8 protein-coding genes are annotated in these 13,921 nt (G+C 54.8%); 5 read left to right on the top strand and 3 right to left on the bottom strand.

The features are described from left to right. Positions 1–95 precede the first annotated feature (95 nt). Together DYU11_RS08040 and DYU11_RS08035 are read left to right on the top strand one after the other, a co-directional pair. Positions 96–515: a DUF2267 domain-containing protein gene (locus DYU11_RS08040; protein ID WP_119667132.1), complete on the top strand. Its 420-nt coding sequence runs from the start codon at positions 96–98 to the stop codon at positions 513–515. A 465-nt stretch (positions 516–980) separates the two neighbouring features. Then, complete coding sequence (locus DYU11_RS08035; RefSeq protein WP_119667131.1) at positions 981–3,650, top strand: MGH1-like glycoside hydrolase domain-containing protein; 2,670 nt, start codon at positions 981–983, stop codon at positions 3,648–3,650. Positions 3,651–3,723: 73 nt separating this feature from the next. On the opposite strand, the gene DYU11_RS08030 is transcribed toward DYU11_RS08035, so the two are convergent. Continuing rightward, the gene (locus DYU11_RS08030; protein WP_119667130.1) at positions 3,724–4,011 is read right to left on the bottom strand and encodes a hypothetical protein; all 288 of its coding nucleotides are present in this window, start codon (positions 4,009–4,011) and stop codon (positions 3,724–3,726) included. A 339-nt stretch (positions 4,012–4,350) separates the two neighbouring features. Here DYU11_RS08030 and DYU11_RS08025 point away from each other — a divergent pair, with 339 nt between their 5' ends. After that, positions 4,351–5,349 (top strand): type I glyceraldehyde-3-phosphate dehydrogenase, encoded by a 999-nt coding sequence (locus DYU11_RS08025; protein ID WP_119667129.1) that lies wholly within the window; start codon positions 4,351–4,353, stop codon positions 5,347–5,349. A gap of 145 nt (positions 5,350–5,494) precedes the next feature. Here DYU11_RS08025 and DYU11_RS08020 read toward each other — a convergent pair whose 3' ends face one another. Continuing rightward, on the bottom strand, positions 5,495–6,901 hold the full coding sequence (locus tag DYU11_RS08020; protein ID WP_158600242.1) for an alpha/beta hydrolase family protein: 1,407 nt from the start codon (positions 6,899–6,901) through the stop codon (positions 5,495–5,497). A gap of 467 nt (positions 6,902–7,368) precedes the next feature. Here DYU11_RS08020 and DYU11_RS08015 point away from each other — a divergent pair, with 467 nt between their 5' ends. Together DYU11_RS08015 and DYU11_RS08010 are read left to right on the top strand one after the other, a co-directional pair. Continuing rightward, positions 7,369–10,227 (top strand): outer membrane beta-barrel family protein, encoded by a 2,859-nt coding sequence (locus tag DYU11_RS08015; protein ID WP_119667127.1) that lies wholly within the window; start codon positions 7,369–7,371, stop codon positions 10,225–10,227. A 25-nt stretch (positions 10,228–10,252) separates the two neighbouring features. Further along, positions 10,253–11,002: a GLPGLI family protein gene (locus tag DYU11_RS08010; protein ID WP_119667126.1), complete on the top strand. Its 750-nt coding sequence runs from the start codon at positions 10,253–10,255 to the stop codon at positions 11,000–11,002. Positions 11,003–11,165: 163 nt separating this feature from the next. On the opposite strand, the gene DYU11_RS08005 is transcribed toward DYU11_RS08010, so the two are convergent. After that, positions 11,166–13,673: a glutaminase family protein gene (locus DYU11_RS08005; protein ID WP_119667125.1), complete on the bottom strand. Its 2,508-nt coding sequence runs from the start codon at positions 13,671–13,673 to the stop codon at positions 11,166–11,168. Between the last annotated feature and the right edge of the window lie 248 nt (positions 13,674–13,921).

Below are 13,921 nucleotides of genomic sequence, written 5' to 3'. Positions count from 1 at the left end.
TGGCTTAGAATGGTTGCCGGACGTCGTAAAAAAATTTTTGGGAACATCTCGCTGAACTCCGAGTTGCTTACGTACAGATCAATCCGCAGACAACTATGCAGTATCCCGAATTTTTGCACGCAGCCAAAGAGAAATTAGGTGTTCAGACGGAACAGGAGGTGCTGAACGTCGCCCGGGCGTTTCTGCACACACTGACGGAGCACCTGGCCGGTAATGCCGCCGACAACCTGGGTGCCCAGTTACCGGCTCCCCTGCTGGACATCATCCGGGAGATTAATCCCGAAGAGCGCGATCAGGGTGAGCGATTCAAACTTACCGAGTTCTACGAGCGGGTAGCCGACAAAGCCGGTGTTGACGATGAAACCGGCAAGCGTTACACCCACCAGTTTATGGACGTACTGGGACAGATGGTTACGGCTGGCGAAATCAACAAGCTGATGCTGACGCTCTCCGACGATTACGCGCCCCTGTTCGACAACGTAGAGGGAGTTGATAACGCGCCCCAAAGAGGGTAGTCAACAGGCAAAAAATTGCCACGGATCAGGTAGCGCCGAACTACGCTGCCTGATCCGTGGCAATTTTTTGTATTATCCGTCGGCTGCTCCCTATCACAGTATAGCCGGGTTTATGGGCTTGAAAGTGGTCGGCGGAAAGCCTCATGCCGACAAATTTTGGATATAACCAGGTTTTGTATTTATGATCTACACACATAGCTGCTTATGGCACGTTTTTAGTGTAAAACATAAGCATGAAACCTATTTTTTTATCATTTTTGCAGAATCAGTAACATAAAAATAGATTTGAATCGGGCGCAGTGCACGATGAGCTGGCCTGCAGACGAACAAGTGCGAATAGCCACTCGTTAGTAGACAAGCGAAACCGGTCAAGAGGATTATTAGGTATAACAGGCGGATTCAAAGTACCTTTGGGGTATACTTGCTGATTTACACATAGTTAACCTGCCGTTTTAATAGATAAAGATGAATACAATAGCCGAACGGGGTCGTATTTACGAACGGGCTGATAACAAAGGCTGGAAGAAATGGGGCCCTTACCTCTCGGAGCGTGCCTGGGGAACGGTGCGTGAAGATTACAGTCCGTATGGCGATGCCTGGAACTACGTGAACCACGACATGGCCCGGTCGAGGGCCTATCGCTGGGGTGAGGAGGGAATCGGCGGTATTTCCGACAACAAAGGCCACATTTGCTTTGCCTTAGCGTTCTGGAATCACAAGGATAATATCCTTAAGGAACGGCTTTTTGGCCTCGCAGGCCCCGAAGGTAACCACGGCGAAGATGTGAAGGAGCTGTACTATTACCTGGACAGCACCCCGACGCACTCGTACATGAAAATGCTGTACAAATACCCGCAGCAGGAATACCCCTACAATCGCCTGGTCATTGAAACCATGCGCCGGTCGCGGCAGGACCCTGAATTTGAGTTGCTGGATACAGGTATTTTTGACCAGGACGAGTACTTCGACATCTTCGTTGAATACGCCAAAGCCGACCAGAACGACTGGCTCGTGAAAGTGACGGCCCATAACCGGTCGAAGGAGGCCGCCCCCCTGACGCTCCTGCCGACGATCTGGTTCCGGAATACGTGGTCGTGGGGGTATGAGCAGTATAGTGCCCGGCCCATGCTGAACGGCATCGCCAATACCCAGGTTGAAATCAACCATAAACAACTGGGTAAGTACAAGCTGTACTGCGAAAACGCCGATGCGCTGCTATTCTGCGAAAACGAAACCAATACCGAGCGTCTGTATGGTCGTCCGAACCAGTCGCCCTACCCCAAAGACGGCATCAACAACTACATCACCACCGGCCGGAAAGGGTTTGTAAACCCCAACCAGATCGGTACCAAGGCCTCGGCGCAGTATGCCCGGACCGTCCCCCCCGGCGAGAGCGTAACGATTCGGCTGCGGTTCAGCGACCATACGCAGCTGGCGCTTCCCTTTGTCGATTTCGACGAGATATTCGATAAGCGGCTTGCCGAAGCCGATGCCTTTTACGCCGACCTGCAGAAAAACGTCCAAAGCCCCGAACTGCGAACTATCCAGCGGCAGGCCTACGCCGGTATGCTCTGGAACAAGCAGTTTTATTATTACAACGTCAACGAGTGGCTCAAGGGCGACCCGAAGATGCCGGTACCGTTTCAGGGCCGCGTCTACGCCCGTAATGAAGGGTGGCGGCACATGTACACGGCCAATATCCTTTCCATGCCCGACAAGTGGGAATACCCGTGGTTTGCGGCCTGGGACCTCGCTTTCCATACGCTGACGCTGGCCCGGCTGGACCCTCACTTTGCCAAACGGCAGCTGGCCGTTATCCTGCGAGAGTACTATATGCACCCCAATGGCCAGATACCGGCCTACGAGTGGAACTTCTCCGACGTGAACCCGCCCGTACACGCCTGGGCTACGTGGAAAGTCTACGAGATCGATCGCGAAATGAACGGGGTCGGCGATGTCGGCTTCCTGGAACGCGCGTTTCATAAACTGCTGCTGAACTTTACGTGGTGGGTTAACCGCAAGGACGTAGCGGGCAACAACATCTTCGGTGGCGGCTTCCTCGGGCTCGATAACATCGGGGTTTTTGACCGGAGTCAGCCCCTGCCGATGGGGGGCCGGATCGAACAGGCCGACGGTACGGGCTGGATGGCCATGTATACGCTGAACATGCTCCGGATTGCCTGCGAGATTTCCCTGACCCGGCCGGTGTATCAGGACATGGCGAGCAAGTTTTTCGAGCACTTCCTGCACATCGCGGCCGCCATGAACAACCTTGGCAAGCAGGGCATCAGCCTGTGGGACGAAATTGACCAGTTCTACTACGACGTACTGCACACGCCCGACAATAACGCCCGGCTGCTCAAGATCCGGTCGATGGTAGGCCTGATTCCTTTGTTTGCGGTCGAGATTCTGGATGAAGACCTGCTGTCGAAGCTGCCTGATTTCAAACGGCGCGTGGAGTGGGTGCTGACCAACCGGCCCGATCTGGCGTCGCTGATTTCGCGCTGGCATGAGCCGGGTAAGGGCGAAACGCACCTGCTGTCGCTGCTGCGCGGCCACCGGATGAAGATGATCCTGAAGAGGATGTTCGATGAAACGGAGTTCCTGTCGGACTATGGCATCCGGGCGCTGTCGAAGTATCACGAAAAGACCCCATATCAGTTTGAACTGAACGGCGAAATCTTCCAGGTGCGCTACGTAGCGGCCGAATCGGAGATGAGTATGTTCGGCGGCAATTCCAACTGGCGCGGACCGATCTGGTTTCCGGTAAACTTTTTGCTCATCGACTCGCTGCTGAAGTTTTACCAATATTACGGCGACGATTTCGAGATCGAGTACCCGACGCACTCGGGTCAGGTCATGAGCATCAAGGAAGCCACGATCCTGGTGGCCGAGCGCCTGATCAACATCTTCCGGCGCAACGCCAAAGGCCAGATTCCAGCCTACGGTACGGTCCGGAAAATGCAGAACGACCCGCACTTCCAGGATCTGTATCTGTTCCACGAATACTTCCACGGCGACAATGGCAGCGGCCTCGGTGCGAACCACCAGACCGGCTGGACAGGCCTGGTGGCCGACCTGATCGAGTACTGGTATAAATATCAGTCGGTCGAAGCAGCGGTCGCCGTGAAATAGCAACGTACTACCCAACCAAAAGCGGGGCTGGTATCAACACCAGCCCCGCTTTTGGTTTACACCCGATGGACGATCACTGATTGTTGCGCCCTGACCGGCCGCTGCCCGAGGCCGTGCCCGTACCGCCCGAACTGCCGCTGTTGCCGGAACGCTGACTACCCGACTTTTTCACTTGCTTTGTGGACGTACGGGTGGTCGTTGTGCTCTTCACTTTGGTTGCGCCTGAGCCAGAAACGGTGCCAGACCCCGTTGCCGAGCCGCTACCCGAACGACCTGCGTTTTTGTTAGTACCGCCTTGCTGCGCGACCACTGAACCCGCAAGCAGCCAAACAACCGACAGCGTTACAATTGCTTTTTTCATAGTTGAGACGTTTATTTTTTTACTCCAAACGGGATAACGCTCTATAACCCATTAAGTTTACTTAAAATTACTTACTAGAGACTACGACCCGGTTCAGGTAGTTCGAGTTCAGGACGTCTGCGGCAGGGCTACCCGGTCATTATCTGTCAGGAGTACGCGTCAGGATACGGGCCATACTTCCCGTTCGTTTTCACGGCATAAACCGAATAGTCAACAACATAATTTGTTTACAAACCCTCTCGGCTCATTCTGGTTTATAACAGGATGTCCATTCGATGCCGGAAAACGGCACTATGGCTGAACGATTAACCTCCTGTTTCCAAGCTAACTCATCTGCCCATGAGCAACATTGCCCTCTTTGGTTTCGGCCGTATTGGCCGGACCTGCCTGCGCGTAGCCCTGCAGGACAACCTCTTTACTCCTGTTGCTATTGCCGACATTAAGGACGAAGCCAACCTCGCGGCTCTGTTCCAGGTCGACACCAACTATGGTCGCTTTCCGGAACCGGCAACGGGTACCGCCGGCCACCTGACCATCGGCGACCGCGACATTCCGTATTTTAACTCAGCCAAGGAGATTCCGGACTGGGGCGCCATGAACGTCGACCTGGTCATCGACTGCACGGGCCGGGCCACGACCCGCGCCGGCGCCCAGCTTCACATCGACCGGGGTGCCAGGCGGGTGCTGGTCAGTGCGCCGAGCAAAACCCTCGACGACTGCGACGCCGTACTCCTTAAAGGGATAAACCTCGATACGTTCGATCCGGACAACCACAAGATCATCAGCATGGCCAGCTGCACAACCAACGCCCTGGCAGCCGTGGTGAAAGTGATTATCGAAAACTTCGGGATTCGGTTCGGGCTGTTCTCAACGGTGCACGCCTACACGAACTCGCAGTCGCTCACCGACCAGCCCATGAAAGACCGGCGCGACTCCTGGGCCGCGGCCGAAAACATCATTCCGTCGTCGTCGGGAGCGGCTAAAGCGCTGCGGTTCATCTGGAAAGACCTGCAAATTACGGGCAAGGCCTACCGCGTTCCCGTTCGAACGGGCAGCATTGCGGAGTTGAATCTGCTGACGGAAAAACCCTGCACGGTTGAGGAAGTGAACGACGCCTTCCGCAAAGCCGCGGCTGAAGAACCGCTCAAAGGGGTGATGGGCGTACTGGAAGACGAATGGGCCTCGTGCCGGATCGTGGCCGATCCGCACACGTCGATCGTTGACCTGCCGCTGACCGCCAAGCAGGGCGATCTGCTGTCGGTAGCCGCCTGGTACGACAACGAATGGGGCTATGCCACTCGCCTTGCCGAAGTAGCGGCTTATCTGGCATCGAAATAGGGATCATATAAACCCCTCTCCCAGCTTGGGAGAGGGGTTTTTCTTTGTGGTGTCTCCCCTCTCCTTTTGAATGAGAAAGCTTTTTTTGACGCGGCTCTCCCTTCTCCCAGTTTGGGAGAGGGGTCGGGGGTGAGGGAAACACACATCACTTCACCACCTCCTTCAGCCAGGCGGTCATGATGTCCAGCGCTTTGGGCGAAAAGGTTTCTTCAATCTGGCCGTATTCCACGCCGGCACCGGTTTTCGCCGTCTGAAACAGGTGATTCAGCCCCGGCATCATCACGATCTTATACCGTTTATTACCGGCTCGCTTCAGGTTTGTGTCAAAGCTGTTGAGGTTGTCGGTCGCATCCACCTGATAATCCTTTTCGCCGTTCATGGCCAGAACCGGAATAGTCAGCTTCGACAGGGTTGGTACCGGGTCATAGCGGAGAAAATTCCGGAACCAGGGCGTACTGAACTGCATCAGCATGGGTGTCAGGGCCGGTTCGTTATCCATACCGAGGCCCCTTGCCCGGTCGTCGGGCTGCTGTTTGCGCCAGGTTCGGTATACCTGTCGCAGCGTATCAATGGGAATAACCTGATCAATCGGCTGCGCCACAATCCGGTCGATCAGCGTAGAAAAGAACTGGTCGGAAGCGGCCAGTGCCTCCCCACTGACGCCGGCCAGCCGGGCACCGGCCGACAGCTGTTTTTTCAGCAGATCTGCCCCTTTGACGCTCACCCCGGCCAGCGACACGATATACGCCACATCCGGCGACTGAACGGCCACCATCGGGGCAATCATTCCCCCTTCGCTGTGCCCGATCAGGCCGATGCGTTTTTTGTCAACATCCGGTCGGGTTTTCAGGTAGGCAATGGCCGCTAGTACGTCATTGGCAAAGTCCGTAGAAGTGGCCGTGGCAAAGTTGCCCGTTGTCTGGCCAAAGCCCCGGTCGTCGACCCGCAGCACGGCAAATCCATTTCGGGTCAGGTTATCGGCGATAACCAGAAACGGTTTGTGGCCCATTAACGTTTCGTCGCGATCCTGCGGCCCGGAGCCGGTAATCAGCACCACGGCGGGAAAGGTCTGTCCCGTTGCCGGGCGTGTCAGGGTGGCCCCGTAGCGGATCGACTGGTCGGCGTTCTGGAACGTAAGGCTGTCACTTCGGTACGGTAACGGGGGCTTGGGCAGTTGCGGACGACTCATGGCCATAACCTGCTCTACCCGCTTCAGCGTAATGGGCTGGGGCAGCACACCCCGTTGCAGCCACACGCCGTCAAGGGCCTGGCGGCCGGCCGAAAACTTCCCGCGAAACGTACCGGCTATCATGGCCGACGTAGCCACCACACTATCGGCCGTAATACGCAGGTCGCTGACGGGAATATTATTCGCCCCCTGATCCGGGCTTTCAAAGCGGGCCGTCGGGCGGTTGGTTAGTGAATCAATGTTGATCCGAAGCAGTAGTCGGATAGGTCCCAGTTGCCCCTGCCACAGGGTTTTCTTCGGCAATTCCTGCCCGTAGCTGACCGTCAGCAGGCTTAACAGACCAATGAAAATGACGTAACGCATGTGCATGGAAGGTTTACGCCGGAAAATACTGCATAAACTACCCAACCGCCAAGTGAATCACCCTTTTTCCGGCCGATTCGCTGTTAACCATCCTTCACTACCCTTCTTTTCTTAAAATAACTGAAAAAAAGCCTGCCGATATGCAACGTTCGCATGGGGATGAGGGTCCTTAGCTTATTGAAAGTCACTCTATGAGAAAACGTTATTCTTTTCTCCCTATTTCTTTCAATGAAGCATCGCCCCCATATCATTCCTGAATGAATGGGGGTGCTTTTTTGTGTCGCAACAGAAAAGGGCAATCAGCTCAAAATAATACGGCGACTCACTCTCTTTTATATTAAATTTTCTTATATATTTACTTCGTCAGCGACAGCTATCTGTTAAATTACTATAAATTTAGTTATCCACGTAACTCGTTTCGTTCTGATTGTTACTTTTGAGTAATTCAACACCACTTCCTTTCCTGTATGAAAAACATTTTCTGCATTGCTCTCCTGTGGGCAATGGCCACAATTACGTGGGCACAAACTCCAGCCACACGGGTTACCGTACAAGGCCGGGTAGTCGATACGGCATCGGCTCCTATTCCCTTCTCAACCATATTCCTGTTAAATCCCAGGGATTCGTCGATGGTCAGTTTTGGCCGGGCCAGTGAAAATGGCACATTCACCATCAGGAACGTGAAGCAGGGTACCTACCTCTTCAAAATCTCGTCCGTCGGCTTCTTTGACCACAATCAGGTGCTTAAAACCGGCGACAAACCCGTTGAAGACCTCGGTACAATCAAGCTGAAGCCAATCACGAAAGAGCTTATTGAGGTCGTTGTCAAAACAGCCAAGGCACCCTTGACCATTCGGGGCGATACGGTTGAATACAACGCCAGTTCGTTCAAAGTCCCGCCGGGGTCTACGGTAGAGGACCTGCTGCGGAAGCTGCCCGGCGTGCAGGTTGATCAGGACGGCAGTATCCGTGCCCAGGGGCAGGAGGTAAAAAAGGTCCTGGTCGACGGCAAAGCGTTCTTCGGCAACGATCCGAAAATGGCCACCAAAAACCTGCAGGCACAGGCAATCACCAAAGTGCAGGTCTTCAATGACAAAACCGAGCAGGCTAAACTGACCGGCGTGGAGGACGGCAAGAAAGAAAAAACGCTGAACCTCGAACTGAAGGAAGAATACAAGAAAGGCGGGTTCGGGAAAGTGACCGCCGGTGCCGGACCTGCCAGCCGGGTGGATGGCAGCGACATCCCGATGCGCACCGAGATCAAGGGGAACTACAACAAGTTCGACGCCAAACGGCAGTTTTCGGTTATCGGGCTGGGGAACAATACGAACCAGGCGGGCCTCTCCTGGGACGATTACCAAGATTTTCGGGGCAGCAACTCGTTCAACTGGAACGACAACGCCGACTTTGGGTTCAGCGGCAGCAACCGGTTTATTTACTTTGGAAACGACGATGACGAAACCCTGGGGATTCCGATCGGTGGCAGCCAGGGGCGCGGTTTTACCAACAACGCAGCGGGCGGATTGAATTACAATTACGATACCAAGAAAACCAAGCTCAGTACGAGCTACTACTACAGCCAGACCCAGTTGTCGTTAAGCTCGCAGCGAAACCGCCGGACGCTCCTCGAAAACGGCGGGCAGTTCCGGACCGAAGAAGCCAGCAATCAATTCAATTTTAGTGGCAACCACCGCGTTAGTCTCCGTTTTGAAAAACAGCTCGATTCGACCAATACGCTGGTGGTCCTGAACAACAGCCGCCTGAACAACGGCAACGCCAACCTGTTTACGCGGCAGGACCTGTTCCGGAACAGCGTCGACTTCTCAACCCGGAACACAACCAACACCGGCAACACCCTCCAGCAGTTCGGCTCCGCTACGTCGCTGATTTATCGGCACAAGTTCAAGAAAAAGGGCCGCAGCTTTGCCGCCAGTGGTACGTACCAGATCAACACCAACGATGCCGACCGACTCCTGAACGCCCGCAATGAGTTTGCGCAGGCAACGAGCGCCAACGACGTACTGCGGATCATCAATCAGGAACAGGGTACCGTTAGCCAGCGCAGTCAGTACAAAGCCAGTTTGCTGTTTGTTGAGCCTTTCGCCAAGAAATACTTCTGGGAGACCTTCTACAATTTCAACCTCCGCTACGATGAGGTCGACTACGACGTGTTCAACGTGGGCGATGCGTCGCGGACCCGAAACGACTCGCTGAGCCGGTACTACAAGAACAACTACCTGTTCAATCGGGTTGGCAGCAGCGTTCGGTACTCATTCAAGGGGATGAACATTTCGGCGGGTCTGGCCGGCCAGCAGTTTACCCTCGACGGACGGTTTGCAGCTGATCAGACGGCGGCAACGTTTAACCGGATTAACCGATCGTTTACGAACATAGTGCCGAACGTATCGCTGAACTACGACATGAAGAACAACCGATACCTCTTCGCCGGCTACGATGTTGGGGTTCAGCTACCGTCGTCGCGGGACCTGCAACCGCTTATCGACAACAGCAATCCCCTGTACATTCGGGAAGGGAACCCGGACCTGCTGCCCCAGCTGGGCCATAATCTGAACGGCGGCTTCAGCTACTTTAACCCCGGCAGTTTCACGAATCTGTTTTTGAACCTGTACGGTACGTATTACGTCAATCAGATCGTGTACAGCCAGACCATTGACCCGCAAACTCTGATCACTACGACCCGCCCCGAAAATATATCCGGCGGCCGGAATCTTGGTTCGTACATTGGCTTCGGTTTCCCGCTCAAGAAAACAAAAGCCACCCTGAACCTGAACACGAACTTCAACTTTGGCCGTAACCTGACCCGGATCAATGATGTACTGAACGAAACCAACAACCGGAACTACAACTTCCGGACGCGGCTTGAACTGACGCCCAAAGACTGGCTGACGTTCTACGCCAATGCCGACTGGGGTATTATCAACACGCGCTATTCCCTGAATACATCCCAGAACCAGCGGATTTATAATACCAACTATAACGGTGACCTGAACCTGAAATTCCCCGGCGATTTTTACCTGAATACGAGCCTGAACTACCGCATCTTCAAAAACGAACGGTTAGGCTTCAACCAGCAGGTACCCATCTGGAACGCATCGGCCTACAAGATTCTGGGCAAAGCCAAAAAAGCCGAGATTCGCCTGACGGCCTTCGACCTGCTGAACCGCAACGTCATTGTATCACAATATGCGGGGCAGAACTACGTACAGGAAGAGCGGACACGGACGCTGGCGCGGTATTTTATGCTGAGCTTTACCTACAACATGCGGGGTGTCCAGGCGAAAATGCGCAAGAACGGATACTTTTAAGCAACGAACCTTTACACCTATTCCAATGAAATCACGCATCAAATTTCTTTGCCTCTGCCTGCTCATCAACGGATCGGCGCTGGCGCAACAAACCGAGGGGGTGGTGTCGTACGATCGAAAGTCGTACTGGACCAAAATCATCGCCCGGCTGACTTTCCTGAGCCAGGAGCAGAAAGACCGGGCCGCCCAGACCTGGAAAAACGAGGATGAAGACAAGGAGAAGATGAAACTCCTTTTCACCCCGACCGAAAGCGTTTATACGTACCTGAATGATCAGGGCCAGACCGAAGATGGCAACTACTCCTGGCGCAACCGCGATCTGCTGTTGTACCGCAATTACGACAAGGAGCGAAAGACCGAAATTGAGGAAATGCTGGGCAAAACCTACATCGTCGACGATTCGCTCAGGACGCCGACCTGGCGGATTCTGGACCAGATCAAAGAAGTAGCCGGGCATATCTGCATGAAGGCCGAAACCGAGGACCCTATCAAAAAGTACAAAGTTACGGCCTGGTTTGCGCAGGACATTCCCGTATCGGCCGGACCTGAGCGGTATTCCGGCTTGCCGGGTTTGATTCTGGAGCTGGATATCAACGGCGGAGATGTCATTATTGAAGCGACGAAAGTAGAGTTTAAGCCCGTTGCCGCGGAGATTAAACTGCCCAAGCTGAAAGGGAAAAAGATCACAAATGCGGATTACGACAAGATGATCCAGCAGCACATTGCGGAAAGCATCACGGCCCACCGCAATCCGTACTGGTCTATTCGGTACTGATAGCCGGCAGTGTGGCCAAAGCCTACCAGGTCAAACGAGCTTCTTTCGGTCGCTTTTCAATTGATCGAGGACGAAGAATTGATTCGCTAAGGGAGATTAGTCTACTAAAAAAAAAGAGCCGTACATCCTTCCTGTACGGCTCTTTTTTATTGCCCAGAATCCTTTATCGCTTACTGGTTTCAGACCGCTTCATCTTTTCCTCCAGCAGTTTGATAAAATACCCACCGACTACCGACCGCGCCTGGAAACCGACCTGTTTGCCGTTGGTGGTTTCGTGCCAGTCGCTGAGGGGAACACGGCTGGGCGTCTGATCGGCGTAGCGGTACAGCGGCTGAATAAACGCGTTGAAATCCTGCTGCGTATCGGCCAGGGTCGCCGTCCAGATAATCCAGTCCGATTTGGTGTATGTTCTCCGGCTGTCGAGGGGCAGGCCGTAGGTTTGCTGGCGGGTCAGGTAGTACTTCACTTCCTTGTCAGCCACCTCATCGGGGAAGATGTTCAGGTTCAGCAGCTTGTCCCACACCAGGTTATACTTCTGGCTCCAGGTACCTTTGTTTTCGAAGGTCAGCGTATAGTGATCGCCGTCCTTAGCCAGATCCATCCACTTCCGGGCCAGGTCGCGGGCCAGTTTCAGGTTTTCATCCTCTTTGGCTTTATCGCCCATCATCCCGGCCAGATGCCCGTAGCTGGCAATGCCCATGATGGCCTTGATCGAGAGGTTGGCATTCCGGGCAATGTGGCCGGCGAAATCGTCGGTGCAGAGCTGATTGGCGGGATCAAAACCGTCTTTCTTGAGGTAATCGACCCAGGTTGTCAAGGTGCTCCAGTGCTGTTTGGCGTAGTTGGCATTCCCTTCTACGTCGGCAATGGCCGCAGCCAGAATCAGCATGTTGCCGCACTCCTCGACCGGCATATCCTCGCCGTAGGTTTGTCCGTTGGCCAGCGGATACGTACCGACGTCGTGGGCCGCAAAGGGCTTCGTCCATTTGCCGCTTTCCGAGTAGTAGAAGATCGGCTCCATCATGCCCTTCAGCAGCGTTGGGTTGTACATCAGAAACAGCGGTGCCGATGGGTAGGTCACATCGACGGTGCCGATGGAGCCGTTGCTGAAGTTTTCCTTCGAGAAAAACAGCACCTCCCCTTTCGGCCCCTCAACGGTCTTATGGGCGGCAATGGCCTGCCGGTACGCTAGCTGACAAAGGTCCGCGTAGGCCTTACCACCGGCTTTCTGGGCATCGCTGTACAGTTGCTGGTCGAACTGGCGGCACTGGCTCATCAGGCGGCTGTAGTCCCGCTCAGCTTCCGACAGCATGCGTTCGGCGGTCATCTTCGGATCGCGACGCCACCAGCCGCGCAGGTTCTGGCCGAAATACTGGACGGCGTACACATCGTCGTAGCCGATGATCGCGTGGGCCGTTTTGGGCGTTTGCCCGACCGAACCCAGCGACTGCGCGACGGCCATCGCCCGGCTATCGGCAACGGCGGCCGACATACTGCCGTCCGCAACGGTTCCGCCCGTTGCGAACGCCCGCAGCAAGGCAGCCGGTTCGCCGATTCCCGACTTTGCCGACGACGGAGCCGCCAGCAGCGCGTACCCCCAGTCGATCCGGACATCGTCGCCTTTTCGGCCTAAAACGGGCTGTTTCGGATTACCCAGCGATAGGGCTGTCAATCCATTGGCGGTCAGCCGTTTGCCGACTACCTCCTGCATCGACGTATTAACGGCCAGCAATCCCGAAGCAGTCGTGCATACCTGAACATCGTGGGCTTTGCCGTCGGTGCTCTGAGCCGAGTAGGTGATGTACGAAGCCGGCCGGGTCATTACGTTCAGATCGTTCATCAGCAAGGGCGTCGTGAACGTTACGGTCAGGGCCACGGGGCCGGCCGCAAACTGATACTCGGTCTGGGTAGCCCGAACGCTGACCGCTTTCTGGTCGGCTAACGGGATGTCGGCCCCGATTTTCACGAGCTGTTCATCCACCAGACCTACGTCGATGAAGCCCCCACCCTGCGGATTTTTGCAGTGAACGGCCAGCAAATTTTCGCCGGTTTTCAGGGCCGCTTTGGCAGCCGGTTCGATGGTATAGGTCTTGTACCCCGAAATAAAACAGGGGCCGCAGTCAAACGCCTTCACGCCGTTGAGATACACCTCTACGTCGTCGTCGTGACTCATGTACAATTTCAGGTCTTCAAACTGATTGGCAGTCAGCGCGACGGTACGCCGGTACCAGATATCTTTGGTCTTCCACATCGTCTTGGGTGTCAGCGGGTTGCTGCCCGCTCCGTCGCCGAAGGGAGCCTGCCCGGTTTGCCAGTCGGCCGAAGGAGTAAAACCGGGTCGTTCCCAGCCCTCCGCCGGTGCCTGAAAGGTAAACGTAGTGGGGTACCCACCCGACAGCGCCGTGGGCACTATAGTTTTCAGCGTGGTCATGGGTGCCCCCATAAACCGATACGTACGGCCATCGACCCGTACGAAGCCGTCCAGCGGATACGGCTTACCGGTCCAGTGGCGGGTAGGAGCATCGGTCAGTTTGTCGGTCGTGGCCCAGATGCTGGTGTAGGGATCAATCGTTATGAGCGGATAGGCCGGTGGACGTTGAGCAATGGCCCAGTTGGCCGAAACCAGCAGAACAAGAGCAAACAGCGGTTTGCAAACGAATGTATGGAGCATATTTATAACTGGATACGTACTTAACGTGAAGTATGGATAAGCATCAGCGTAACGTTCTGAATGATAGTTAACTCAATCTGTTTTGTCATCCCAAAGATCCCCGCTCCGGCGGCCCGGTCGTTCCTCGGGATGACAAAAACTGGTTCTTAGAACTCAACTGCTTATCTATACTTCACGTTACTCAGCAAAGGCAGCCGGCCGTTGAATTTACCGGCTCAGCGAGCCCAGTATGCAAACGGGTCGCCGGA

This window comes from Fibrisoma montanum (assembly GCF_003583365.1).
Classification (GTDB): domain Bacteria; phylum Bacteroidota; class Bacteroidia; order Cytophagales; family Spirosomataceae; genus Fibrisoma; species Fibrisoma montanum.
Note: the sequence above shows the minus strand (reverse complement) of the source record. Positions and strands in the feature narration are given on the sequence as shown.